The following is a 24,866-nucleotide window of genomic DNA, read 5'->3' as shown; positions in this document are numbered from 1 at the left end:
GCAGTCGCCCAATCTACCTGCGGCGCGCGTACGCCGCCAGCGCGTCGGCACGCCCCTGCGCCAGGTCGACGACCGGCGTCGACGGATACGACGACGTCCCGAGTTCGGGGATCCAGCGCTTCACGTACGCGCCCTCGGGGTCGAAGCGCCTGGCCTGCAACTGTGGATTGAAGATCCGGAAATAGGGCGCCGCATCCGCGCCGGTGCCCGCGACCCATTGCCAGCCCAGCGTGTTGTTGGCCAAGTCGTAATCCACCAGCGTCTCGCGGAACCAGCGCGCGCCGTGCAGCCAGTGATTGCGCATGTGTTTCGTCAGGAAACTCGCGACCAGCATGCGCACGCGGTTGTGCATCCAACCGGTGCGCCACAGTTGCCGCATGCCCGCATCGACGATGGGGATGCCGGTGTTGCCGGTTTTCCATGCGTCGAATTGCGTTGCATCGACAGGCGCCCAATCAAAATCGTCGAAGCGCGGATCGAGGTTGTCGTTGGTCGTGCGCGGAAAGTGATGCAGCAGGTGGTGCGCGAACTCGCGCCAGAACAACTGCCGCAGGTACGCGATGCGCGCTTCCTTCGGTGCGCCGCATTGCGCGATGGTCGCATACACGCGCTGCACCGAGACTTCGCCGAAATGCAGGTGCGGCGACAACGACGACGTGCCATCGACCGCCGGCAGATCGCGCGCCTCGGGATACGCCTCCACTCTCGAGACGAATGTCTGCAACGCCGTGCGCGCACCGGCTTCACCCGGCATCCAGTGCGACCAGAACGGGCGATCCCACGCGGGCGTCGGCGCGGGCAACACGCCGTCGATCGCCTCGCCGTCGAACGCCACCGGGGGCAACCGCGCCGGCGCATCGAACACGCGCGGCGTGCGCATGCGTGCGATCGCGCTCTTGAAGTACGGCGTGAACACCTTGTACGGGTCGCCGGCCTTCGTTTCGACTTCCCATGGTTCGATCAGCAGCGCGCCGTTGTGGCTTTCCGCATGCAGGCCAGAGCGGCGCAGGCGACGCTTGATGTCGGCATCGCGTTTCTCGACCAGCGGTTCGTACCGCCGCGTCCAGAACACCGCTTCGGCCTGCGTGCGTTGCGCGAGGGCTTCGAGCGATTCGAACGTGGGCCCGCGCACGCACACCAGTTTCGAGCCGCGCGCACGCAGACCCGCGTCGAGCGCAGTGAGGGAACGACGACGCCAGGCATCCGACGCCGCCCCCGGCGCCCATTCGCCTTCTTCCTCGGGTGCATGCACGTACACCGGGACCGGCGCGTAACCCTGCGCGAGCGCCGCCTGCAGCGCGGGCTGGTCGTCGAGGCGGAGATCGTCGCGGAACCACACGAGGGCGCTGGGCATGCGCCCAGTATCTCAATCGAAGGTGTAACGCACCTGCACGCGGAAGGAGAGCAGGGGATCGCTGTCCGCCGAACCGTCCGGCATGCGCAACACGGTCAACGGCACGTACAGCGCTTCGAGCGCCGCGCCCCAGTGCGCGCCGAACGACCGGCCGACACCGAACGCAAGGAACCCGACATCGTCCGTCGCCGTCAGCCGCGAGTAGTCGCGGAAGCCGTAAGTGATCGCGTCGACCTGCACTTCGTTCTCCATGCGCACCATCCCGCCGGTGAGGTGCCACGTCCACGGCCCATCCACGAGCGCCGCGGTCGCTTCGAGGCCGTAATGGTTGAGTTGCAGCGTGTCGCTCGACGCCGCTTCGCATCCGTAGGGATTGCGCTCGAAGTGCACGCCCGCGAGCTCGGCGGGACAGGTGACGTCGCCGACCACCGCCCCGTGCAACCCGAAGGCGCGCAGCAACACGATCACGCCGTCGGCATCCACCACGCGCCGCGACACGGCCGCCGCCCAGACATCGCGCGCCTTCGCTCCGTCGATCTCCACCGGCGGGGTCCACGCAAGCTCGACGATAAAACCTTCCGGTAATCCGACCCAGCCGCGCACCCGCCCGAAGGCCGGTGACTTGTTCAGATCTTCGTTCTTCTGACCATTGAACCCCACCGCGCTTTTGCGGGTATCGAGGTGCGGCACGTCCCCGAGCTCGACCGCCGCCTGCCACTGGCCCGGTGCGAGGACGGGCGGCGGGCCGAAGGCGGTCATCAGCGTCGAGGCCGTCCTGTAGTGCATGGCCCAGGCTTCCGGGCGGTCGCCGTCGAGGACCTCGTCCTCGCGGATGACTTCCTGCGCGGCCAGGGGGAAAGACGCGAAGGCCAAGGCGATGCCCGCGAGGCGGGCCGAAGGGAGCGGGCACATGCGCACGAATACCGGCGATCGGCGGGGGTGGTTCAAGGCGGCGTGGCTGGCGGGCTTCCTGCTGCTGGTGCTCGGCCCGGCGCAGGCGACCTTCCATCTGATGAAGATCGTGGAAATCTTCCCCGGCACGGCCGCCTCGCCGCAGGCGCAGTACATCGTGCTGCAGATGTACGCACCCGGGCAGAACCTGGTGGGTGGGCACGACCTGGTGTTCTACAACGCGGCCAACCAGATGACCGCGAGCTTCGTCTTCCCCAACAACGTGCCCAACGGCGCGAACCAGTCGCGCATCCTGATCGCCACGCCGCAGGCGGCGGCGTTCTTCAACGTCGCGGCCGACGTGACCATGCCGGCCGCGCTGATCTCGGCGGGCGGGAAGGTGTGCTTCGCCGACTCGATCGATTGCGTGGCGTGGGGCGCCTTCGCGGGGCCGCCCGCGGGCGTGGGCACGCCGTTCAACGCCAGCGGCGGCCTGACGTCCGGGCGCGCGGCGGTGCGGCGGCTCAACATCTCCGGCGGCGCGACGTCGCTGGAAGCCACCGACGACACCGACAACTGCGCGAACGACTTCGCCTTCGGCAATCCGGTGCCGCGCAACAACGCGGGGCAATCGGGCATGACGCCGGCATCGACGTGCGGCAACGGCACCGTCGAAGGCCTGGAGCAATGCGACGACGGCAACACCAACAACGGCGATGCGTGTTCCAGCACGTGCCTGGTGACGTCGGCGCCCCCGTATCGCCCGTATGCCGATTTCAACGGCGATGCGCGTGCTGACATCGCGTGGCGCAATTCGAGCAGCGGCGCGAACGCGATCTGGCGCTCGGGCAACGCCGCGACGCAGCAGGCGGTCGCCAGCGTGCCGAACACCACGTGGCATGTGGTGGGTATCGGCGACTTCGACGGCGATGGCATGAACGACCTGTTGTGGCGCAATAGTTCGTCGGGCGCCAATTCCATCTGGCGCGGCGGCAACGCGGCGACGCAGATCGTCGCGGCGACCGTGCCCGCGTCGTCATGGAAAGTCGTGGGCGTCGGCGATTTCGACGGCGACGCGCGTTCGGACATCGCATGGCGCAACGACGTGTCGGGCCAGAACACCATCTGGCGCTCGGGCAATGCGGCCTCGCAGATCGGCGTGAACGGCGTGCCGAACCTGCAATGGCGCATTGTCGGCGTCGGCGATTTCAACGGCGACGGCCGCAGCGACTTGTTGTGGCGCAACACCGCCACCGGCGGGAACACCATCTGGCGCAGTGGGTCCGCTGCGACGCAGCAGGCCGTCGCCACCGTCGGCACGCAATGGACCGTGGCCGGCGTCGGCGATTTCAACAACAACGCGATGGCCGACATCTTCTGGCGCAATTCGGCCAACGGCGCGAACGTGATCTGGCCATCGGCCAACGCGGGCGCCGCAAGCGCGGCGGCGCTGACCAACAACACCTGGCACGTCGAGGCGGTGGCCGATTACGACGGAGACCGCCGCGCGGATGTGTTGTGGCGCAATTCGTCCAGCGGCGCCGATGTCATCTGGCGTTCGGGCAACGCGGCCACCTCGCAGGCGATCGCGAGCGTGCCGAACCAGACGTGGACGGTCGTTCCCTGACCGTCCGGGCGATCAGGCTTCCCAGTCGTGCCCGCCCGGCGCCGGCGCCAGCGCGGGCGCGCCGAACGAGGCCTGGATTTTCGCGACCAGATCGTCCGTGATCGCTTCGGCGATGCGCGCTTCCCAGTCGCGGAGCTGGCGCTCGTCGGCGTGGTTGGACTTGCGCATCTCGTCCAGGACGGTTTCCAGCGTCTTGATGTTCATGGCCTTCCCCTGCAAGGCGGTGCCCTGTCGTGGGCCCGCCAAGCATGAGCCATCCGGGTGAATAGGGGGTGATCTTTTTGCCGGTGTGGGGTCGGGCGTTTGCTACCGTAGCCAAAAGCCACGGATTTCCGAATGCGCTCGATCGCCGCGTTGCTCGTCCTGTTCCTCACCGCTTGCGCATCGCACCAAACTTCTGCGCCGACCGTCTCCCCGGCGACCACGCCGGAAGAAGCCGACCTCGTCGACCTCCGCACGCTCGTCCCCGACATCGACCTCGACATCCGCTACGCCGGCGCGAACAACTTCACAGGTGCGCCGGTCGACGGCTACGACGCCCCGAAGTGCTACCTGCTGCGCCCGGCCGCCGAGGCCCTGGCGGCCATCGAGCGCGGCCTGCGCGACGACCACCTCCGCCTGCGCCTCTACGATTGCTATCGCCCGGTGCGCGCGGTGCGGCGCTTCGTCGAATGGGCGCACGCGCCCGAGGATGGCCGCACCAAGGCCGCGTATTACCCGTCGTTCGACAAACCCGACCTGCTCGGCGACTACATTTCGCCGACCTCCGGCCACAGCCGCGGCGCGACGGTCGACCTCGACCTGCTGGAATGCGACGACACCGGCGTGTCCTGCACGCCGCTCGACATGGGCACGCATTTCGACTTCTTCGACACGCTCGCCAACACCGAGTCGCGCAAGGCCACCGACGCGCAACGCGCGAACCGCCACCGCCTGCGCGACGCGATGCAGGCCGGCGGCTTCCGCGATTACAAGATGGAGTGGTGGCACTTCACGCTGGACCCGGCGCCTTCGCCGGGGGTCGCGTTCGACATCCCCGTGCGCTAGTCCAGGTACAGCGCGGCGATCTTCTTCGCCGTCTCGTAGGGCTCGGGGTCGTTGCGGTTGGTCAGCACGACGACAGTCAGGCGCCGCTTCGGATACCGCACGATCACGTTGCGGAAGCCGACGGTTTCGCCCGAGTGCCACAGCGTTTCCCCTGTGATGCGCCAGCCGAAGCCGTATTCGATGGTGGGGTCGTCGGTCTTCGTCGCCGGCGTGAACGCCTGTTTCCACACCGGTTGCGGCAGCAGGCGGTCGTCGTACAACGCGGCATCCCATTTGGCCAGGTCGTCGATCGACGAATAGATGCCGCCATCGCCGAGCACCGCGCTGGTCGTGCTCTGGTCGGTGCGCGTCCACGCGCCGTTCTCGAACGTGTAGCCGTACGCGCGATGGGCGACGGTCGAAATGCCGTTCTCGTACGCGACGGTGTCGCGCATCCCGAGCTTGTCGAAGATGCGCGTGCGCAGGAAATCGGCGTAACGCTGGCCCGATGCGCGCTCGACGATCAGCGCGAGCAATGCATAGCCGCTGTTGCTGTACCGATACGCGGTGCCGGGTGTGAAGTAATGCTTGCGTTCCTGCTCCAGCAACCGCAGCACGCCGCGGTCGTGGATCTGCGACGTGTCCTTCGGGTCCATCAGGTCTTCGTAGTCGATCAGGCCCGAGGTGTGCGTGAGCAGGTGCCGGATGGTGATCGCGTCGTCTTCCTTCGGCAGCGTCGGCAGGAAGCGTTTGATCGGATCGTCGATCGACAGCTTGCCGTCCTGCGCGAGCAGCAGGATGGCGGCGGCGTTGAATTGCTTGCTGACCGAGGCCAGGCGGAAATTGGTGTGCGGCGTGATCGCGGTCTTCGCTTCGAGGTCGGCGAAGCCGTAGCTGCGGCGCTCGATCGACTTGCCGTCGCGGACCACGAGCACCGACGCGCCCGGGCCGTCGCCCGCGTAGTCGTGCATCACGGTGTCGAGTCGGTCGTTCATCGCGGGCGTGGTTCCGGCGGTGCACCCCGCCAGCAGGACGGCGGCTCCGAGCAACAGGCGATACGACATCGGCGTGGCTCCCCTCGGGACCGGCGGAGTGTACGGCGACTTCTTCCCCGCTTCACACAAGCGCCATCGGCCGCTCACGGCGGCCGGCGAGGGTAGGGACACCATCCGACAAGGACACCGCCATGGCCGCACACCTCCGTACCCCGGGCCACCGCTGGCGCCTGGCACTCTGGACCGGCGCGGCCGCGTTGCTGGCGCTGCCGGCGGTCGCCATGCGCTTCACCGACGAAGTGCAATGGACCGCGCGCGACTTCATCACCTGGGGGGTCATGCTCGCCACCGCGTGCGGCGCGTACGAAGTGCTCGCGCGCAGGAGCGCCAGCCTGGCCTACCGCGCCGGCGCTGCGGCCGCCATCGGCACCGCGTTCTTCCTGGTGTGGGCGAACCTCGCCGTCGGCGTCATCGGCGACGAACGCAACCCCGCCAATCTCATGTTCATCGGCGTGCTCGCCGTCGCCGTCATCGGCGCGCTCCTCGCAAGTTTCCGCGCGCACGGCATGGCGCGCGCGATGGTCGCCACCGCGGTGGCGCAGGCGATCGTCGGCGGCATCGCGATCTTCGGCCGCCTCGACGTGCCCGTGGCGCTATTCGCCATCACCGCGATGTACGTCGTGCTGTGGATGGGCGCGTCGGTGTTGTTCCGCAAGGCGGCGCGCGCCTGAGGCCTGCTACTCGCGAATCAGGTGGGTGATGAACAAGGCGCGGTGGTCGGGCGAATCGACGATCGCAATCGACGGCTCGCGGAGTTGCGCGGGCCGGTACCAGGGTTCGGCGTGCATCGCGAACAAGACGTTCTGCCAATCGTCGACATCGAAGGGCGCCGTTCGCGGATCGCGATTCGCCGCGAGGACTTCGCACATCGTCGAGCGGCATTCGAGCCCGACGATTTCGAATGCGCGCGCGTTGCGCTGTCGCGCGAAATACTCGCGCAGGCGCGGCTCGACGATGTCGGCCCATTCGGCGTCGCGCTTTTCGGCGGCGAAGACCGCGTGGTACTGGCGTCCGGTCACTATCGCGACCGGCGGGCCGTCGTCCGGCGCGGCTTCAAGGTAATCGGCAACGGCCGCAGCCGCGGGCCGCAACGGCGGTGGGCGCGACACCGCGGTGCGCTTCCCTGCATCCACGGCCGTGGAGGACGATGCGACGACCGTGCTTGGCGACGCTGCGTGGCTCCACACTTCGCCGACCTGCGAAGGCGCCGACGCAGTGGCCGGTGCGGCTTGCGCGTCCTGCGTCGGTTCACGCGAACAAGCGCCGCACAGGAGCGTGAGCGCTACCAACATCGCGCGATGTGCGCTTCCAGTCACCAGTGCCATGCATGCCACCCCGACGTTGTCCGAACTCACATCTGATCGCGGTCGGGTGCATCTTGCAACAGTGTCTTCGCCAGGCGCACCGCATCGATGCGTCCTTCGTAGTAATGCGGGAACACGCCCTGCACGCGGTAGCCGCAGCGGCGATAGAAGGCGATGGCGCCGGGGTTGTCGGCGCGGCATTCCACGTCGACCCGCTCGATACCCGCGATGCGCGCGGCGTCTTCCAGCCACGTGAGCAAGCGTGCGCCCAGGCCGCGTCGGCGTTGCGTGGTTTGCACGCCCAGCAGGACCAGGTGGGCCGTGGTGTCGCCGTAGTCCATGATCGCGAAAGCGTGCAAAGCGCCGGTCCCGTGGGCCACGGCGACGTTCGTCGTGCGGCTGCGGATGGCGGCGAGGATGCGCGCGGGCGTGTAGCGCCAGTGCAGCCCCCGTTCGATGGCATCGCGGGAGAGCGCGGCGATGGCCTGCGCATCGGCGGGCGTCGCAAGGCGGATGGCGGGCAGGCCGAGCATTGGGGCGAGTCTATGCCCCGCACCGTTGTCCCGCGGTCGAGGCTTGGATAGTCTGGCGCCGGGGAATCCGAATCGCAGGGGAAGTCATGCAGCATGTGTCCGTCGCGGCGCCGAAGCCGCGCGCGTTGTCGTGTTTGATCGCGTTGTCGTCGATGCTCGCCTTGTCGAGCTGCAATCCGGCGTACCAGAAGCCGGCCTCGCCCGAGAACACCGCGAGCGTGCGTTTCACCACGCCGCAGGAAAAGGGATGGTCCTCGGCGATGAACGCCTATGTGCACGATGGCAGCGACAAGTGCGGCACGCCGAAGAAGATCTTCAGCATGGGCGGCGGGATGTTCAATTTCGGCGGCGGCAAGAAAGCCGACGGCGACATCGGCATGCCCAAGGATCCGGCGACGACCTACGTGCCCGGCCGCTACTACGAAACGCGCGTACCGGTCGACAAGCGCTTCGACTTCACCGTCGCCGGTGGCGAACGCGATGGCCAATGCTTCCTCAGCGGCTCGTTCCAGCCCGAGGCCAATGCGCTGTACGAAGTGACGTACAAGACCGACCGGTTCAAGTGCTACGTGCGCGTCGACCGCCTCGTGGCGGACAACGGCGCGGTCTCGCGCAGCCGGGAAACGACCGCGCACATGCGCAGCCGTCCGTGCACGGCGTTCTGGAACTGATGACCATGCAACGATCGATCCTCCTGCTCGCCCTGTGCGGCGCGATGTCGCCCGCTTTCGCCGCCGACGACGCCGTGACGTGGAAGCTGCCGTGGCGCGCCGGTCTCGAAGTCACGCACGCGGTGACCGACTACTCGGTGGAAGAATCGCCGGGCGAACGCTTCGCCTATCGCATGACGTCGAAAAGCACCGACCGCATCGTCGATGCGTCGCCGAACGGATTCGTCCTCCAATCGTCGAGCGCGGACGAAATGCTCGAGGTCGAGGGCGACGCGGAGCGCGAGAAGCAGATGCGCAGCGTGATGGCGGCGTTCGCCGGCATGGAGGCGCGCGTCGAGCTCGATGCGTCGGGCCGCGTCGGCGACATCCACGTGGATCCGGCCCGCCTGGCGCGGATCCTGGCGACGGGCGGGCCGATCATCCGCGAAATGATGGAATCGGAGTTCGAGTCACTGCCCGACGAAACGCGCGAAATCATCGCCCCGCACAAGGACGCGATCATCGAAGGAATCGTCCAGAAGGCGTTCGGGGCCGAATCGATCGTGCAGACGACCCGCGATGCCTTTTTCGTCACGCAGCTGATGGGCCTGACGTATCTCCCCGGCGTGCCGCACGAGTTGCAAGGCACCATGGACGACACCGAATGCGGCGTGGTCCCTGCCACGGTTTCCGCATGGCTCGATCCGACGCGCACCGATGCCCGCCTCGCGACCGTGAAGTTCCGTCGCGAAGCCCAGCCTGCCGACGCGCAGGACGAGGACACGCAGGAAGGTTGCGGACGCGCCGACTTCTCGCTGCTGGAAGAAGGCGACATCACCTTCGACCGCGAGACCGGGATCATCGAGACGATGAACGAGCGAGAGCTGCGTCGCTCGGGAGAGTCGAACCGTACGAGCGAAAGCGAGGGGCATCGCATCCCGGCGCGCCCGGAAGGCGCCTGACCCCATGCGCCGCGTCTACGGACGCGGCGGCTTCGCCACGCACTTGCTCTCCTTGTCGCTGAACACCTGTCCTTCCGGACAGTCGGCGAGCTTCTCTTCCACCTTGCGCATCGACAGACAGGTCTGCCTGACCTCGTCGCAAACTTTCTTCGCCGGGCACATCTGCTCGCGCGCGGGCATGCACATCGCATTCCCGTAGCGGCCCTCGCACCGTTCCACGCCGTTGCACCACGAGCCGTCCTGGCACTCGCGGTCGCTGACGCAGGATTGCGCGTATGCGCCGCCGTGCAGCGCAAGGAGGAAGAGCAGGGACAGCCAGGCTTGCGATCGTGCGTTCATGCACGAGCCAACGCAGGCCGCGAAAGAAAAAGGCCCGCGTGAGCGGGCCTTTCGAATCGTGGTGGAGCGGAGGAGGATCGAACTCCCGACCTTCGCATTGCGAACGCGACGCTTGCCCCCTCGGAGCGAGCGGAAAGTCCTATCGGTTCAAGGACTACCTGGGATAGCTAACTCATTGATTAATGGGATAAGTGCCTGGTAAGCCGGGAGGGTGTCGGCGGTGGGTCCTGATGCAATGCAACAAAAGACCCTACATTCCGTTCACGCCATTCCGCCAGCTAACTTCAGCATCGTTCAGATGTCGAAACATACCGCTCTTGATGCGATCAATCGCGTTGCCTGTGAATGGACTCATTCTCCACGGGTAATGCCTCCTGATCTCCTCAATTCTTGAGATTATCGAATCGAATGCGTCGCTTTCGCGCTGGATCACGATCAGTTCGTCCTCTGAGATTGCTAGAGCCGCCGAGCTAGTCACTCGGTTGTGGATCTCGACTGCCTGGGACACGAGATCGTCCAAATCCTTGAATTGATCAGGTGAGGAAAGGGCGGCGATGCGGGGCTTTGACGTCGCTGTCAACTCATCCTGCAAGAGATCGAAAGTCACTTTCTTGGATGCGCCGCCGGATGCGTACGCTTCGGTCGCGCTGATTGGCTTCCAATAAATCCTTCTTGATTTCAGGTCAACGCAAACTACGATTGTGGGCACGGAGAATCGTTGCCAGTAGGAGATGTCAGAGCTATCGACATAAACGTCGTGCTTGTTGGCAGATGGAAGAGTCTCAAACGACTTAACCTGCACCTTGACGACGTTGCCGGTCGCACAATTCTGCTCGTCGCATACTTCAATTTCTGCGTCGACTCCCAAGTCCACACTTTGTAGGCGGCATGGCCAGTTTAGGGCGCGTGTCAATAGGAATGCAGCAAGGTATTCCCCAGCGTCGCCATTAACTGATCGTTTTGGATATTGCTTCGACATTGCGATTCCTTTCGTAGTTCGTCAGGCAAGCGGGGGCGAGGCTTTAAAAGCCACGGTAGTAGAAGGCCGCGATCTTCCTCGCGATTTCTACGAAGTCAACCCCAAACCGAGACGCATTGGATGGATGCTTATCCAGCATGAAGAATCGATCCCATGCGAGCTGAGCTACATGTGCTTCGCTCTCATCAAAGGACGAGAGCAACGCATCCGTTTTGCTTTTGGAGTAGCCAGCTTTCATTAGACGATCGCGACTGCGTTCGATACGAGCCTGTCTGTTTGCCTGCCTGGCATCTATGATCATCTTCTGAACCCAAGACTCCCACGCCAAAATGGCGATAGGCTCAGGTTCGAAAAGAACGCCAGACTCCCAGGTGGAAGCGTCCGCCATAGCTTGAAGGTGAGCCGTCCCTCCGACCAATGGCCGGTAGAACGCCTTTGCTGCTTCGACAGATTCGTACGCTGATAATTTAACTGCTGGGCCGACGAGAGCCACTGCAGGAGCGCGGGGGCCTTGCGCCAAAGCGAGAATTCCCGCGAAGCCTGCGCAGGCCGCCATGAAGACTAGAAGGTTGCAGCCGCTAGCCTCGTTTAGCGACTGAAGAACAGGGGTCAATTCGTCCCACGAAAGAAACTCATTTCCAGAGCCATCGTCGATGCCTTCATCGTTTCCGTGGCTCTCAATATGAAGAATCTTTCCGGTGGAAGCTGCGGAGTCGATCGCAGCCAACAGGTCCGCCTTCGTCGCGCATCGAACATACGTCGACCAGCCAGGCTTGATGACTTCCAAGTACGCATGGAGTCGAAGACCCGTGCGGGGCTCGCCCAGCTCGTCCTGCAACCATTCAACTATAAGCACCCCGCCAACCCTGACGTCCCCAATCGGAGGGGGTTTGGGTAGCGAATGAAAAGTTCAGTCTCTTCCGCTGTTAAATCATCCATTCGCGGGGATCGTTCAGAGCTTCTTGCCAAAGAGATCTAGGCCGTTCAAGCAGAGGGAGAAGATGGCATCAGCTTCAATTTTGCTCAGGTTGGTCGCGACGGAGACAATCAAAGGCAAGTTGGGATCAAAGGTGTCGTCAGAAGTAATGTTCGTTCGGTCGTCGTCGAATTGTTGTGCGAGCTCCACGGGGAAGCGCTTAAGGCGATACTCGATTTATCAGCCGCAAGTTCTTCCCTGAATGGATCGGAGGATGTTGGTCCGTTGTAGCGATAGAACACGCCGTAGCGATAAGTTGCCATGAGCTTCTTCCTGACCTGACCTAGTATTTTTTTGCAGTCTATCGAAGTCCTAGAATCATCGCCGCCAGCGCTGTCCACCTGATCCGCAGTGGGCGACTGGCTGAGTGAACTCCATAGAGGGCCTCGCCATGCTGCTAACAAGACCGTCAAAGAGGTAGGGCTAATTAGCGCCAGATGGGCGTGCAGGCCATTCTTTGTACTTTCTAGGGAACAGGTTGATTCCATCCCGTCGCAGCAATTCGAAGACTGCAGCATGGCGAAAGTTCTCAGACCCGCGGTTCCTCGCTTGGAACTGCAATATCCACACGTAAATGTCTGCGAGTTGCAGGAAGCGGCTCAGATGGGACTGGGTAAAGTGAACTGAATCAACGAGATGGGTGATGCTGCGGCCGACCGCAAAGTCAGTGCCGCGGGCCTTGTAGTCAGCGAGAGAAACCCGCGTGCTTGGCAGCACTCTGATCGTTTTCGCGGTCGCCGATTAGCATTCCCAGCTCCCGGCGACTCCGCATGTGGTCGTTAGCTCTTTCGCATAGAAACATGAAAGCAATGTCTTCAGCGTTCTGAGTATCGGCAAGAAGATCGCTATTGATTCTAATGTCTATTAGATCGACATAATCTAAGTTAAGGATGTCGACCAGTCGGCGCAAGATATCAATTCTTGCTGCGAAGTCGTTCCAATCCTTAAAGTTTTTCTTTCGATGGAATATCTCCGCCGCATGAAACTCCGTGTTTTGTACCAGGCGGGAGCTACCGAATACATCCTGAGCAATAGCGTTAATTTGCCCTTCAACCTCAAGGAGTCGAGTGTCCTCAATGACAACAGCACCGATGTGGTAGGAGGGGTGGTTGTTGTCGTTTTTGGATTCATCGAAAAAAATAAGTCGCATGACGAGCTCCTAGATCCGTTGCGATCCGCGCATCCCCAGCGGTCCACGATGCACGACTGGCCGGAGTTGCTCTATAGAGGAGGGCCACGTCGCCTTAGCACTTCGAGGGCATGGCGAGTTCGTTGATAGCTGCTTAGGAGTCTCAACTCGCCGGACGACGAAAGCCTTTAGCCACCCAGGAGATCAGAGCGATAAGCGCGTAAACCGCGCCCCAGCCAAAAATGGGTGGGATCGAGGCAGCCATGATTACGCCGACCCAATTGATTTGGCTGCGATCAGGTCTCCCTTGGGCGAGGGCTCCCCGCGCGCAGCCATGGGCTTCCTCGAACGTGAATGTCTTTGTGGTTGATGGCGCCGCTGGCTGGGTGCATTGAGGCTCGACGCCCGGAATTGTCTCAACAAAGTACGCGTCACTCCGTGCACGGTCGGCAAGCTCAACAAACGCCAGCGCGAGAATGAAGATCAGCCAGGCGCCAGTGAGAAGCACCCCGATGCGCTGCCACCCGTTTAGTCGGTCGAGCATGCCTGTCTCCGAGAGGTTTATTCGAACCCTGTCCATCGCGCCTTAATCAAGGGGCTTGCCCCTTCTTTCAGATCGCCGCGCTCAAATAACTTTGACGAAAACAAGAAGTCTTCAGACACGCGAACAACTAGCAGCTTTTCAAAGTTGCCCGCGCGCTTCACGTACACACGGTCTTTCTTCTTTTCCGGTGAGATCGTCTTTACCTCAACCAATGCGACGCCGATCGTCCCGTCTGATCCTGCGAAGTGCTTTGGATGTCGAACAAGGCCATGGCGGATCTCCGCATAGAGTTCCCCCAACTCCCCCCAGATTTCGAGGTAACGGCCAGTCAGGTCTTTGTATTCCTGGGCGACGCTAACGAGATCCAGGAACACCCGCGTCAGTTCCAACACGCTTGGGGGGCTTCTCCGCTCGCATAGGTCCTCGGGGTCTTGCTCGTCGTTGAGCTGGCTATTTATCCATTCCCAGCTAATCCACTCCCCGTCGTCGTAGATGCCATCGCTGGGATCGTTGATGAGGACATCGGTCATGGAACAGCGCGGGCTGCTATTCATTCGTTGGAATCCGAATCGGCAGCGAGCGCAGGCATCGCGCCGGTGGGCGGCACAATTAACACACCCCCGTCCGGACTCACGAGCAACCAGTGAAGGTTGAGCGCTTCGGTGACGCGTCTGGACACTCTGGCCACCTGTGTTCTGAAGGCTGGGGTATCTGGAATCGCCAGCCCATACATCATGTTTCCCGCCGTGACGGCCTGCACGAGTTGACCCAGCCCAGTCCTGAAGTCCAGACCGATTTGCGTTGTGACGCCTTTGACCTCGATATGCCATGACTGGCCATTCGCAAGACTTTGACACAGCAAGTCAACGCGACCTCCGCTATCAATCTCGTACCCCCGGTTCGCAAAATGCCGTTCAAGCGCATGCTGCACGAAGCCTTCGTGCGGGAACTCAGCGCCGCGCTTGTAGCTCCGGGCCATGTCAAAGTAGTCAATAGATTCAGCAGCTATATCGTAAACCAGCCGACGACGTGGCTGTTTACGCAGAAAAAAAGACTGCCCTTGTCGAGGCGGCTAGGAATAGTTCTATGCTGCTAAGCAGCAAGTGGGCGGTGCTCCGCACGGGTACGATAAGTTGCCGGTGAACAATGGGAAAGGGCGTCAGATGAGTAGGATGTGGATGGTCCGGGGCGATGGCGGACGCTTGTATGAGGACTTTCGCGAAAAGGGCGTGGCTGCGATTGGCTGGGCAGACCTCGGGGAAAAGGTCACGAAGGGGATGACGCGCAAACAAGTAACGGAGCAGTTTGCTCAGTTGCACCCGTCGCTAGCCCGAGGTCAAGTTGTGTCCGGGGCATCCCAGGTATGGCGCTTCATCAACGATATGAGTGTCGGAGATGATGTCATCACGTATTCGCCGGCAAATCGCACATATCTTGTTGGCAAGATCTCTGGCGAAAGCGCTTATCGACCTGAGTGGGCAGAGCAGGACATGGCTGTCGCGCGGCCGGTCGCGTGGGAGCACGAGGTCGAGCGAGATGCTCTAAGCGATCAGGCCAAGAATAGCCTTGGGTCAACACTGACAGTGTTTCTTGTGCCGGCGTTGGCGACTAGCGAACTACTGGCTGCTGCTCTAGGCCAGCCGATGCAGAATTCTGCTGCCACCGATCCTCTAGAAGAAGAAGTGCCTGACGCCCTGGCTGATGTTCAGACGCTCGCGGTTGAGCGAATCAAGGACATCGTTAGTGGACTGGGTTGGAGCGAAATGCAGGAACTGGTAGCAGGCATCTTACGTGCCATGGGCTACAAGACCCAAGTGTCGCCTGCCGGCGCCGATCGTGGGAAAGACATCGTCGCGTCCCCTGATGGATTCGGTTTTGAGAATCCGCGAATCGTCGTAGAAGTGAAGCATCGCACGGGTCAGATGGGTAGTAGTGCTATCCGCAGTTTCCTAGGCGGCCGCCACAAGGACGATAGAGGCCTTTACGTCAGCACAGGCGGGTTTTCTAAGGATGCGTTCTACGAGGCCGACCGAGCCGCTGTCCCATTGACGCTTTGGACGTTGGACAACGTGGTTAGAACGCTTATAGAGCACTATGACGCGACCGACAGCGAAACGAAGCGTCTTGTTCCACTTAAGCGCATGTACTGGCCGGCGTGAGTGGCAGGTAAGGTGATTGACGTCTACTTGAATGATGACGCAGTCGAGCGTTTCGGCCTTCTGGCGCCCACCCGGCCAGAGCGATTTCCGTCTAGACCGCCCCGCGCTTGGGCTAATACCGTGCGTGCCGGCTTGGGAGACGAACTGCACTTGTGTACGCAAGAGGTGCAACGTGACGAGCTGCGGGAGCTTTGGAAGGCTGATCAAAGTGTTCATTCGCTTTTCTGGACCACGATGGCGTGGGGAGGAATGCACCGGCGTCATGCCAGAACGCTTGCGGGACAGGAAGAATCGGCGCTCCGGGTGTGCGAACGACTTAAGCGCGCTGACATCACCGGAACCGAGGCGTTCGAAGAATTTGCGTCGCTTAGCACCTGCGGGACCATTCCTGGCTTGGGGCCGGCGTTTTTCACCAAGTTGATATTCTTCTGTTGCCCTACAGAAGACTCATTCATTCTCGACCAGTGGACAGCGTGTAGCGTGCACTTGCTTACGCTCCAAGCGAGAATGCCCGCTGTAGTAGTCAGCAAACGCAGTGAAATTCCGACCAAAATTAGTGCTTACGTTTCGAATCGCGTCACGGCTCACGATTACGGTCGATTCTGTGAAATCGTGCTTGAGCTGGGGGAGCGCTTGGGTATTACTGGTGAGGAAGCCGAGCATCGAATGTTCGGTCTGGGCGGACGACAACGGACTGCGTGGCGACAGCACGTAATGGAAAACTGGCATGAAGTTGCCAAACGGTCGAAGTCCTAGGTCCACCGCCAACCGCGCAATCCCGCTGATCCGCGGTGGATGGCTGGTCGATGTCAGTCCATAGAGGAGGGCGATGCAGCGGGGAGGCGGTTTCGGAACTCCACGCATAATGCGTCGAAGTCGTCAAACTCCGGCGTGCCTCGATATGTGATGTCGCGCAACGCTTCCATCAATCGCAAGGCAAGCCCCTCCACCGCTTGCTCAAGTGCCTTTGCATTTGCTCGTATCGTGCGAAGCGCTGTTATGACGCCTTCGACATCACCGTCTTTCAACTGCTTCCCGTAGGTTTCAGCGAAGTGGTGCACCACCCGGTTCCTGTCATCTACGAGATTCGCGAGATCGGCTTCGAAGTGATCAGACTTCGAAGTCGATGCATCCACCAGCTTCCCGACAAGATCGCCAAGTGTTCGCCGCTTCAGTTTTTCAGCGCGCGCTAGAGCACCCGCGAGACTTGGATCTTTTGTATGGGTGAACGGAAGAATCGCTTTCAGGTAGTGTTCGGAAGATTGGGCGGACAGCACGATCGCCCCGACCAACTCCAAAATCTCTGTTCTGGCATTCATACTGCCTACGACCCATCCGATGACCGCCCCGCTTGAGCGTAAAGGCATCGGGGTTTGGTGGATAGGTCTAAGGCCGCTACCGTTAGGCGTCACGGTGACCAGAAGTGATTGGGCAGCCGGGGTGAGTTTGGGCCGCGACTTTCGGCGCGCGCGGCTTCCGATATGCTCCGTCTGATAGGGGGGCTATGCGCTGGAAATCTGACAGGGAAGACGAGTTCTTTTACCTCAAACTGGCCTTGATGCTCGCCGTGGTTGTTAACGTGATTGCAGGTCTAATTGAATGGAACGCCCGACGCCAGGCGGCAGCGTTTACCCGTGAGCTAATGCGGCCTGCCACGCTAGAAGAACTGCGACAAGTACAGCAGATGTTTCCCATCGAGCCATTGGATGGGTCCGGTACTGTGCGCAAGCGGTCGAACCCAAAGCCAGTCGTCACACCACACAGCACGCCGCTTGGTCATCCCCGACCCAGGCAGAAATTGCTCATGCGCCGGTCTATGAGCCTCAACGGCGTGATGATCCCTTGTTCATGCACGAACGCTGCATCGACGGCAGGTGGTACCGGAAGGAGGGGCAGGAGTGGAAGGCTATCGGCAAATGCCTCTAGTCGGTGGATGGGGGCGGTGGCCCATGTCTATGGCTGACCAGCATGGCGTCGCGCATCACAGCACACACTGCTTGAGTCCGAACGTTCTCCCGAGATCAGTCGATGACCACTGAGCGACGCAGAGCCTGCTCTATCTGGGGATGCTCGTTTCCCATGAGCGAGTTCACCTATGGCAACTGGGAAAACCGTTCGTATTGCCAAACGTGCAATTGAAGGCAACGGGCAGCTTATGTCGCAGGTGGCGTGGACGCAGCTTGTGCTTTTCGGGATGAACAGCGTAGGAAATTGAAGTCCTAGAACCATTGCCGTCCGCGCCATACAACTGACCCGGAGCGGACGTTTGGCCGGGTGGACTCCGTGCCAGAAGCGCAGTTACTCCGGTTCAGTGGCTCTAGCTTATGTACGGCCTGACGTAGCCTTTGATTCCCAGTTCTTGCTGGATGACCCGCAACGCCGCTTCGTCAGCTGCCACGCTTATAGCCTGGTCTTGCCCGGTGACCGGCGGAACTAGGTCGAACTGGTAGGGAAGGTTTAGCACGAAGCCACCTTCATAGCCTTTGCGAATCTGTACTCCGGGTTGTTGATATGCTGAGAGAATGCGACCGAACGCTGTTCGACCATCCACGTCTAGGATAAGTAAAGACCCGCCGCACGCATCGGTGAATCTTATCTTGGCGAGTCGGACAACCTCAGCTTGAGCAGCATCGCTGCCTGCCTTGATGGCGCGCTCCAATGTCGAACGAAGGGTCTCTAACGTATTGGGAATCGTCATTATGAGTCTGATTGGCGGGTGGCGGGTTTTGTGTGGTCGGCCCTGGACGACTGGCCGGGGTCACTTCATAGGATTGAGAAAACGCTTCAAAAGAAGCGGATCGCCGACAACCTGCAGCGCTTTCGCCCTTGAGGCATTAGTGAAGCTACGGGACGGTGCAGGTTGCTTCGTACTGGCCGTTAGGAAGTTGGAGATAGATAACCCTGCCGCCAGCAAGGTAGATGCGGCAAAGGATGTAGTCCCATTCTGAGCCATGCACTTGAATGAGCGATTGTAGTTCCGCTGTTTCGATCAATGGAGTCGGAGGAATTTCGAAGCCTGTTTTTAGTAGCGATTGCAACGACGGAAGTTTTTCGAACGACGCATCGTCGGAGATGTCCGTTCCGTCAATTTCAAACGTGATGGAACCGCCGTTCGCTTTGAACGCGTTCCACTCCGCTTGCTTCTGTTGGCTGTACGTAATGGCCATAATGTTCCGATACTGTTGATTGAGCAGTCTCACACTCTTACTAGGCCCCATCGGCGTTGCCCTCAATGGAGAAGCAGTCATTTGCGAACAACTGAACTAACCGCGCCGCGAAGCGGCGTGGGGCCTATCGGCTAATAGTAGCCGACAGGACAATACGCTGAGTCGAACTGATACACCTGACCAGAGATGTCGCCGAACCTTTTGCAGCTGACCGTCTGTTTATACTGCGGAGCAGCTTGAGACTGCATCTGCTGCTGTTGATAGGCCCGTTGCATTTGATACATCTGCAACTAGTCGGGCGTCATTGCATCCCTATAGCCAGTCTCAGCACCATTTTTGTCCATGCACATGATTCTCGTCTCTGACAAAGGCCTACCCTGCCTGCAGTTTGAATCACCGGTCATGTAATAGTTGCCGTTGTAATAATTTGGCACTGCAGTTGTGGCGCAGCCGGAGATCAGTAGTAGTACGCCTGCCGCAATAAACACCTTCTTCATTTCATTCCCCCTCACGCTAAGGAGATCTACGATTATATTTGGGTGTTGGTTGTGCGCGGTTACGGCATTCCGGCATCACGTCGATTCTTGCCTCGGAACATTGCCAGCGCGCCCATCATTGGACTCTCCAATGGATGTTCCCTGCAAAACTTGTCCAAGTAGGCGCTGATCGTAGGTCCATCTGGCAGGACTACAAAAGGGCTCTTTACCGTCGTGTACTCCGCAACATTCAGTCCGCTCAAGAATCCTTGGGCCCATGTGACATGCATGTGCGACAAGGAGTCATCTGATCGGGATTCAAGGTATTGACCGCAGGATGCTGTCCCAGCGCCGCTGACTGCGAAGCCAGATGACTGTGCCGAAGCGACCCCAGCGCTAGTCATGAGCGTGATCGCTACCAGTGCTTTGGGTGAACTGAGGATCCATCTGATTTGCAGCGAAATGAAGCGCTGGAACATTTTCCCCCCGGAAATGTTTGGCTTCCTGACAGTATTCTTGACGTAGGCCCGACCTGCAACGTGGGCGGCATCGCCATCGTTGGTGCGCGGAGACCGAAAGTGCATCGGCTCACTATGCCAGCGACCCGGGGTGAATTACTTGCGGGGCTCTAACAGTCGAGGGCGACGGGGCGAGTGGTGCGCTCTCTGACGCAGTGCGGCACATCGTTCATGCGATAGACTGCTGATGCAGCCTGGGGAGGCAGCCAAATGCAACCGAGAGTCGTGCTGGGGGTAGTCGTGGTTGCCGTGGCGATCGCACTGATTCCGTCGATGCCGTACGGGTACTACCGAGTGATGCGATGGGTCGTATGTGTGGGGTGCGCCTGCTTGGCGCTCTATTCGCTTCGATCGAAATCCGAGGCCTGGGCATGGATCTGGGGCGCGATTGCGGGCATCTACAACCCAATTGTGCCGGTGCATGCGAGCCGGGAGATTTGGTCGATCGCGAACGTCGCCACGATTGTTGTCGCTGGATGGTTTGCGACTCGCCTCCATGGCTTAGAGCGATCGGACTGAGGACGGGAACCAACTACGCCAGTTCTTCAACGACGTCATGAGCAAACGTTTAGTCCCGGTATAGCGTCATTGTATTTTGCCCGTAGCATCCACCCCACTCCGTTACCTCAATCTCCCTCGGATCGCCCAACTCGTTAGCCGTGATTTCGAAGTGCCAGGACAAGGGGGCGTCGCCGTCACAGTGCAACCGCGAGGGTGCACGATTGAGCGCGCAACGCACATCAACGTATTGCCCCCGCAGTGCCGGCTTTAGTAGGGCGCTCTTCACCATGCAAAGGTCAGACGCTCCGTCTTCGTAATGGACACGGAGCGTATTCGCAGTCATCGTCATGCCCGTGACTCTGGTGATATGGTCTGTACTCCAGGTCCCGCGTAGAGATTTTGGAATCTTCAATGCTTCCGTGTTGCACGCAGCCAGAAGGCAAAGAGTCGAAATTGCGAAGTAACGTGAAGGATTCAGGACGCCCATAGCTATTGCACCGTGCGGCAGCAAACATCTGGCTCGCTGCCTCAGCTGTCGCCTGCAAACTGAAGGCCAAGGTTGGTAACGCCAGTTACATAGATCTGGTTGTACACATCCCCCTCAGGATCAGGCACGCGGTGAACGTACACGGCATAGACGTATCCGAGGCGTTCCGCCTCGAACGCCAGCGCCGCTAAGTCTTGAAAATCACGAAGGTCAGCCGAAGCATTTCCAGACGGCTCAAAAAATCCTGTCCCGGAGGAAGCCATTCTTAGGAGCGTTTTCATATCCACTCGATTTCCTCCGAGTACGTAAGTTCGCCTCTACGTGCCCTCTTCGAAGTAGTCACTATCGACCTTGGGGATGTGAACCGCGCGGACACTAATGCCGACTTCATGGTCGATCATTAGTTCTGCGAGCTTTACCCCGTCAACTAGGACGACATGGCCCACTGATGCAGCGTACTGGACGGCCTGTTGCGAAAAGGAAGAGGTCGTAATAAAGACACCCTTGGTAGCCCGCTGTCCCGCCAAGGCGCCAAAGAAGGCCTGGATCTCAGGTCGACCAACGCAATCCTTCCAGCGCTTTGCTTGTACGTACACGCGCTCAAGGCCGAGTCGATCGAGCGAAATAATGCCATCGATACCACTGTCGCCCGGGCCACCTACACGCTGCAGGTCGCTACGGTTTGCTCCGTATCCAACCGCATGTAGAACATCAAGCACGACCTCTTCGAAAAACTGCGGCGTTACCGACATGAGCTGGTCAAGAAGATCGCCAGCGACCGACTGTTTGATTTCAGAGAGCGCCTGGTCGAGGCGGTCGTCGGGACTTTGAACGGTCTGAATTTGTGCGGATAGGACGACCGGCGCGGGGGCGCGGTCTTCGTCAACAGGGCGCAGCCGAACGTCGAGCGCTTCGAAGGCAATCCGCTGGACTTCTGCGTCAGGCAGGGGGTTCGGCGCTAACGCCGAAAACGCCATGCCCTCAGCCGTTAGCTGCCAATAGCCCCGCTTTGGACTAGTGGAATATCCCGCCCGCTTTAGTCGGTCGTGCGCCCAACCCGCCCGGTTCTTGTAGACCTGCTGACCGCTTGACACTGTTTCCTGGCGCTGCTCCTGATTGAGCCCTAGCGCACTGGCCACTGCTTCGTAGGCTTCCCTTGTAGCCACAGGGATCGACTGCGTGGCAAGAAAGCGGAGTAGGGGGTCGATGAACTTGTCGTAGGTAGGGACAGGCATTTCGGTGTTTGCTTAGCGGGTGTCCACCAAGATAGCCCAAGGTGCAAAACCTCTGTGACGCACTGCAGCAGTGGATTTTGCCAGCCCCGAGAAGAGCCAACGCCTTGTGCGCGTGCCACTAAGTTGGACGACCGACTGAGAGTGCCAGGCTAAGTCGGGTACCAATCGCAGACGCTGCTACCGAAAGCGAACATGGGCCCGGATTCGCGCGTTGGCGTTATCCTCCTGCCAGGGGGAACACACGTGCTCATCAAATCCGCCGACGACCAATCGGCTTTCATCGCGCAGCTCGAAAAGGCTGCGACAGGGCCAAGGGCCGCAGCAACTGTGATCAATTTGGAGACGACCCACTTTGGAGAGGGCGGATGAGGACACTTGGCGTCTTGATCTTTCTAACCGGACTTGTCTTGGTAACTGTCTCGTTCAACATGCAGACGACGGTCACCACACCTGAGCGCAAGGTCGGTGAGGGCGAATATGCCCTGTATGTACCCTCCCACACCGTACACAACATCGGCCTACTCGAAAGGCGCCGAAGTCACTTCATGCTAGCCGGCCTTGTCACGCTAGTTGGTGTGCTGATGATGGGATTCAGCGCTATTGGGGGGGCGGAGGCCGATCGAAATTTGAAGCCGTGCCCTATCTGCGCGGAACCGATCCGCCAAGCTGCATCTAGGTGTCGTCACTGCAATAGCGAGCTACCCGATTCATTCCGAGATACTACGTCGCCGCATCTACGACAGGTCCGCGTACGTCAGTTGAAAGCTTCCGAGATGGAAACGATGGAAGCATTCGGGATTTCATACGTGGATGGGCGATTTCGCTTTGGCGAATACGAGTACGACGGATTGGCAGAGGCTGTTATTCACGCGAAAGCGGCGAAAGCTACGGTCTAACTTCGCAATCGACAGGGAGCAGCATCGCAGGGGGGGCAAAGTGAGTGGGCTGGAAGCATGCTTTCGAGTCCCCCGTCCCATTGAGGGCGATGTAGACTCGGATGCGTTCTCCCTAGTCGAAGTCCTAGAACCATCGCCACGAGCGAAATCCCAGCGATCCGAAGTGGACGACTGGCAGACTGGCAGAGTGAACTCAATGCAGGGCGGACACCAATTTCGCTGGCGTGGCGTTCTGAAAGTTCCGAGACTTCAAGCCAGTCGTTTCCCTTGGCGAAGATGGGTCGGCGAGAGCCGCTTCACTGCGCCAAAGGCCTCCGCGTAAGTCCCAACGTCCCATTGCCATGCTTCTTGGATCTGGTATTGGCTGTCGTACAGAATCCAGATCAGGTAGTCCCAATCGTAATTCGCAGCCTTCGGGACCCAGGTAACAAAGCTGCCTGGTTTGCCACTGGGGCGGTTGCCTTTCACTTGGTACCGCGCTCCATTAAAGATGAAGTCGTGGCCCTTCTGGACGACGCTGCATCCTTGCATCCCCTGCGAATACGCACCAAGGGAGCACCCGACCAAGAGTGCGGCGTCGTACTCCGACAAGACGGTGGTGATTTGCGGCGCATTGCCGAACGCGCGCTCCCACGCCAATGCATTCTCGACAAGCTTTTCCCGCAGTTGAGTTATCGCGACCATGTGCCGGTGACATGTTGAGCCAGTTACGGCCCCGGATCGTATTCTGCTTGTAGGTCGTCGTGTAACGCGTCTAATGCCTCTTCGATCGCTTGCCTGCATCCGCGCTGGAAGTTATCGGTGTCATGGTCGCAAGCTTGTTCTTCATGCAGGTCTCTATCGCTAGCCCACGTGTACCCACGGATCTCCTCCGCGCACGTGTCCGCGCACTTCAGTTGGTGGTAAAAGCGCGCCCCGGTTAGAGAAAGGATCGGTCGGTTCTGCTCGGTCGATAGGGCCTGTGCCTGCTCGTCCGTGCAAACTTGAGTGGTCTTGCATTTGCGCATCTCAGCGAGGCGCTGTTCCCGTGCGGAGGACCCGCAACCTGAAATTGCGAAAATGGCTGCAAAAACGGGTAAGCAGAGAGCATGCATGGGGTGCGGGGGCATACGGTACCTGCTATCTGTCGGTCCCCAAAGAATATCGGACTTGCTGCCGAGTACTTGATGCAGTGCATCACGAGTCGACGTTCTAGAACCATCACGATCCGCGCAGTCCCACTAATCCGAAGTGGACAACTGGCCGGGGTCACTCCATACAGGGCCTCGACTGCCGGGCGAGTAAGGTTGTCGCCATCTTCCAGCAGGGGGACCCGTCTGTGAAAAGCTCGTCAGCCGTGCTGCCAGAAGCGTTTTCAACTTGCTTCGAAAGTGCCGCAACTCGTTTAGGGCGAGCTTTGGAAAAACTCGAATGGCCTTCGGGCGGTAAGGACGCACCTTGCCACGAAGTCAACGCGGTCTTCAGTCTTGCCCACTGCCTCGGCCATCTGGAGCCGCAGTTTGACCTATATGCCGAAGGAAACCTGGGCCGCAGGGGACGTGTCGACCTGATCGGCTCGAATGGCGAAATCGCTTTTGCGCTCGAGGCCAAAGGTTGGGGCGACATTGGAGATCGTGCAAACAGCATCTTGGGCGACATCAGTCGGATTCAGAGCTTTTCGCCTACGGCGAGTGAACTGGCGAACAATGTAGTAGCTGTGGACTGGTGGAGTCAGGCGTCAAAACGGTTGGGAATTATCCTAATTACGAGCTTCAGAGGGGTTGAGGTCGCAGAAGCATGGACGGCAAATGACGAAGGACGAGCCATTGAGTCCATGTCCGCATATACGACACCGACCGCCATGGCTTTGAACGACAACGGCGAACCGCAGGCCTTCTTGCACTTGTATCGGAAGCTTCGAGAAGTCCGCGCAGAATGCGGCGCGTCTTTGATCACCAAGGGCGATAGATGGAAGGATTGCGGCGAAGGTTGGTTGCTATGGGCTGCATTCCTGCTTCAGTCTAATGCCGCAATCGAGCTGAAGTCCTAGAGCCATCGCCATCCGCGCCATCCGTGCCA

Annotated in this window: 30 protein-coding genes; 9 read left to right on the top strand and 21 right to left on the bottom strand. The window is 60.4% G+C overall.

The genetic code is table 11. The annotated features are described in order from the left end of the window. Positions 1 to 13: 13 nt before the first annotated feature. Both LF41_RS03290 and LF41_RS03285 read right to left on the bottom strand, forming a co-directional pair. Entirely contained in the window at positions 14 to 1,354 is a 1,341-nt protein-coding gene (locus LF41_RS03290; RefSeq protein ID WP_036165510.1) for a cryptochrome/photolyase family protein, read from the bottom strand. A 12-nt stretch (positions 1,355 to 1,366) separates the two neighbouring features. Further along, positions 1,367 to 2,266 (bottom strand): hypothetical protein, encoded by a 900-nt coding sequence (locus LF41_RS03285; protein WP_036165508.1) that lies wholly within the window; start codon positions 2,264 to 2,266, stop codon positions 1,367 to 1,369. On the opposite strand from LF41_RS03285, the gene LF41_RS03280 reads away from it, so the two are divergent. Further along, positions 2,265 to 3,872, top strand: a complete 1,608-nt coding sequence (locus LF41_RS03280; protein WP_036165505.1) for an FG-GAP-like repeat-containing protein — start codon at positions 2,265 to 2,267, stop codon at positions 3,870 to 3,872. The two genes, LF41_RS03285 and LF41_RS03280, sit on opposite strands and share 2 nt — an antisense overlap. A 12-nt stretch (positions 3,873 to 3,884) precedes the next feature. On the opposite strand, the gene LF41_RS03275 is transcribed toward LF41_RS03280, so the two are convergent. After that, positions 3,885 to 4,076, bottom strand: coding sequence for a hypothetical protein (locus tag LF41_RS03275; protein WP_036165503.1), 192 nt, complete (start codon positions 4,074 to 4,076; stop codon positions 3,885 to 3,887). A 132-nt stretch (positions 4,077 to 4,208) separates the two neighbouring features. On the opposite strand from LF41_RS03275, the gene LF41_RS03270 reads away from it, so the two are divergent. After that, positions 4,209 to 4,919, top strand: a complete 711-nt coding sequence (locus LF41_RS03270; protein WP_084073281.1) for a M15 family metallopeptidase — start codon at positions 4,209 to 4,211, stop codon at positions 4,917 to 4,919. Here LF41_RS03270 and LF41_RS03265 read toward each other — a convergent pair. Continuing rightward, on the bottom strand, positions 4,916 to 5,962 hold the full coding sequence (locus tag LF41_RS03265) for a serine hydrolase domain-containing protein (protein WP_036165500.1): 1,047 nt from the start codon (positions 5,960 to 5,962) through the stop codon (positions 4,916 to 4,918). The genes LF41_RS03270 and LF41_RS03265 overlap by 4 nt on opposite strands. 122 nt (positions 5,963 to 6,084) lie before the next feature. Here LF41_RS03265 and LF41_RS03260 point away from each other — a divergent pair, with 122 nt between their 5' ends. Further along, positions 6,085 to 6,624 carry a hypothetical protein gene (locus LF41_RS03260; RefSeq protein WP_036165497.1) on the top strand — a complete coding sequence of 180 codons (540 nt, stop codon included), beginning with the start codon at positions 6,085 to 6,087 and terminating at the stop codon, positions 6,622 to 6,624. A gap of 6 nt (positions 6,625 to 6,630) precedes the next feature. Here the strand turns inward: LF41_RS03260 and LF41_RS03255 are convergent, their stop codons facing one another. After that, positions 6,631 to 7,269, bottom strand: coding sequence for a hypothetical protein (locus tag LF41_RS03255; protein ID WP_152599871.1), 639 nt, complete (start codon positions 7,267 to 7,269; stop codon positions 6,631 to 6,633). Positions 7,270 to 7,304: 35 nt separating this feature from the next. Continuing rightward, on the bottom strand, positions 7,305 to 7,790 hold the full coding sequence (locus LF41_RS03250; protein ID WP_036165491.1) for a GNAT family N-acetyltransferase: 486 nt from the start codon (positions 7,788 to 7,790) through the stop codon (positions 7,305 to 7,307). An 86-nt stretch (positions 7,791 to 7,876) separates the two neighbouring features. Between LF41_RS03250 and LF41_RS03245 the strand changes: the two genes are divergently transcribed. After that, positions 7,877 to 8,461: a hypothetical protein gene (locus LF41_RS03245; protein ID WP_036165489.1), complete on the top strand. Its 585-nt coding sequence runs from the start codon at positions 7,877 to 7,879 to the stop codon at positions 8,459 to 8,461. Between the two features lie 5 nt (positions 8,462 to 8,466). Then, a complete protein-coding gene (locus tag LF41_RS03240) occupies positions 8,467 to 9,402 on the top strand; it encodes a hypothetical protein (RefSeq protein ID WP_152599870.1) in 936 nt (311 codons plus the stop codon). A gap of 15 nt (positions 9,403 to 9,417) precedes the next feature. On the opposite strand, the gene LF41_RS03235 is transcribed toward LF41_RS03240, so the two are convergent. From LF41_RS03235 to LF41_RS03200, 9 genes are all read right to left on the bottom strand, one after another. Continuing rightward, complete coding sequence (locus LF41_RS03235; protein WP_036165483.1) at positions 9,418 to 9,741, bottom strand: hypothetical protein; 324 nt, start codon at positions 9,739 to 9,741, stop codon at positions 9,418 to 9,420. A 250-nt stretch (positions 9,742 to 9,991) separates the two neighbouring features. After that, complete coding sequence (locus LF41_RS03225; protein ID WP_084073279.1) at positions 9,992 to 10,720, bottom strand: DUF4365 domain-containing protein; 729 nt, start codon at positions 10,718 to 10,720, stop codon at positions 9,992 to 9,994. 43 nt (positions 10,721 to 10,763) lie between these two features. After that, entirely contained in the window at positions 10,764 to 11,447 is a 684-nt protein-coding gene (locus tag LF41_RS16655) for a hypothetical protein (protein ID WP_152599869.1), read from the bottom strand. Between the two features lie 225 nt (positions 11,448 to 11,672). Beyond that, complete coding sequence (locus tag LF41_RS16875; protein WP_161786910.1) at positions 11,673 to 11,846, bottom strand: hypothetical protein; 174 nt, start codon at positions 11,844 to 11,846, stop codon at positions 11,673 to 11,675. 273 nt (positions 11,847 to 12,119) lie between these two features. Continuing rightward, positions 12,120 to 12,413, bottom strand: a complete 294-nt coding sequence (locus LF41_RS17340; protein ID WP_202594009.1) for a DUF3800 domain-containing protein — start codon at positions 12,411 to 12,413, stop codon at positions 12,120 to 12,122. Then, complete coding sequence (locus tag LF41_RS17255) at positions 12,382 to 12,846, bottom strand: DUF3800 domain-containing protein (protein WP_202594008.1); 465 nt, start codon at positions 12,844 to 12,846, stop codon at positions 12,382 to 12,384. The genes LF41_RS17340 and LF41_RS17255 overlap by 32 nt, the downstream gene beginning before the upstream one ends. A 142-nt stretch (positions 12,847 to 12,988) precedes the next feature. Next, on the bottom strand, positions 12,989 to 13,369 hold the full coding sequence (locus LF41_RS03210) for a hypothetical protein (RefSeq protein WP_036165474.1): 381 nt from the start codon (positions 13,367 to 13,369) through the stop codon (positions 12,989 to 12,991). 17 nt (positions 13,370 to 13,386) lie between these two features. After that, entirely contained in the window at positions 13,387 to 13,899 is a 513-nt protein-coding gene (locus tag LF41_RS03205; protein ID WP_036165471.1) for a hypothetical protein, read from the bottom strand. A 20-nt stretch (positions 13,900 to 13,919) separates the two neighbouring features. Continuing rightward, on the bottom strand, positions 13,920 to 14,348 hold the full coding sequence (locus LF41_RS03200; protein ID WP_052116078.1) for a hypothetical protein: 429 nt from the start codon (positions 14,346 to 14,348) through the stop codon (positions 13,920 to 13,922). A gap of 199 nt (positions 14,349 to 14,547) precedes the next feature. Here LF41_RS03200 and LF41_RS03195 point away from each other — a divergent pair, with 199 nt between their 5' ends. Beyond that, positions 14,548 to 15,528 carry a restriction endonuclease gene (locus LF41_RS03195; RefSeq protein WP_237577587.1) on the top strand — a complete coding sequence of 327 codons (981 nt, stop codon included), beginning with the start codon at positions 14,548 to 14,550 and terminating at the stop codon, positions 15,526 to 15,528. Next, positions 15,529 to 16,284, top strand: coding sequence for an 8-oxoguanine DNA glycosylase OGG fold protein (locus LF41_RS16650; RefSeq protein WP_338037841.1), 756 nt, complete (start codon positions 15,529 to 15,531; stop codon positions 16,282 to 16,284). It begins immediately after the preceding gene. 53 nt (positions 16,285 to 16,337) lie between these two features. Here the strand turns inward: LF41_RS16650 and LF41_RS03190 are convergent, their stop codons facing one another. The 3 genes from LF41_RS03190 to LF41_RS03185 all read right to left on the bottom strand — a co-directional run bounded on the left by LF41_RS03190 (position 16,338) and on the right by LF41_RS03185 (position 18,695). Continuing rightward, entirely contained in the window at positions 16,338 to 16,847 is a 510-nt protein-coding gene (locus LF41_RS03190) for a hypothetical protein (protein ID WP_036165465.1), read from the bottom strand. Between the two features lie 998 nt (positions 16,848 to 17,845). Continuing rightward, on the bottom strand, positions 17,846 to 18,226 hold the full coding sequence (locus tag LF41_RS16645; protein WP_152599867.1) for a hypothetical protein: 381 nt from the start codon (positions 18,224 to 18,226) through the stop codon (positions 17,846 to 17,848). A gap of 145 nt (positions 18,227 to 18,371) precedes the next feature. Then, positions 18,372 to 18,695, bottom strand: a complete 324-nt coding sequence (locus LF41_RS03185; protein WP_152599866.1) for a hypothetical protein — start codon at positions 18,693 to 18,695, stop codon at positions 18,372 to 18,374. Positions 18,696 to 19,899: 1,204 nt separating this feature from the next. Here LF41_RS03185 and LF41_RS17335 point away from each other — a divergent pair. After that, positions 19,900 to 20,208 carry a DUF6804 family protein gene (locus LF41_RS17335; RefSeq protein WP_036165460.1) on the top strand — a complete coding sequence of 103 codons (309 nt, stop codon included), beginning with the start codon at positions 19,900 to 19,902 and terminating at the stop codon, positions 20,206 to 20,208. Positions 20,209 to 20,718: 510 nt separating this feature from the next. On the opposite strand, the gene LF41_RS16640 is transcribed toward LF41_RS17335, so the two are convergent. The 3 genes from LF41_RS16640 to LF41_RS03165 form a co-directional block, all read right to left on the bottom strand. After that, the gene (locus tag LF41_RS16640) at positions 20,719 to 20,964 is read right to left on the bottom strand and encodes a hypothetical protein (RefSeq protein WP_152599865.1); all 246 of its coding nucleotides are present in this window, start codon (positions 20,962 to 20,964) and stop codon (positions 20,719 to 20,721) included. A gap of 30 nt (positions 20,965 to 20,994) precedes the next feature. Further along, a complete protein-coding gene (locus LF41_RS03175) occupies positions 20,995 to 21,912 on the bottom strand; it encodes a restriction endonuclease (RefSeq protein WP_036165458.1) in 918 nt (305 codons plus the stop codon). 1,145 nt (positions 21,913 to 23,057) lie between these two features. Continuing rightward, positions 23,058 to 23,492: a hypothetical protein gene (locus LF41_RS03165; protein ID WP_036165457.1), complete on the bottom strand. Its 435-nt coding sequence runs from the start codon at positions 23,490 to 23,492 to the stop codon at positions 23,058 to 23,060. A gap of 652 nt (positions 23,493 to 24,144) precedes the next feature. Between LF41_RS03165 and LF41_RS16635 the strand changes: the two genes are divergently transcribed. Continuing rightward, a complete protein-coding gene (locus LF41_RS16635; protein WP_152599864.1) occupies positions 24,145 to 24,837 on the top strand; it encodes a hypothetical protein in 693 nt (230 codons plus the stop codon). Positions 24,838 to 24,866 lie beyond the last annotated feature (29 nt).

It is taken from the genome of Lysobacter dokdonensis DS-58 (assembly GCF_000770795.1).
GTDB classification, from domain to species: Bacteria; Pseudomonadota; Gammaproteobacteria; order Xanthomonadales; family Xanthomonadaceae; genus Noviluteimonas; species Noviluteimonas dokdonensis.
Note: the sequence above shows the minus strand (reverse complement) of the source record. Positions and strands in the feature narration are given on the sequence as shown.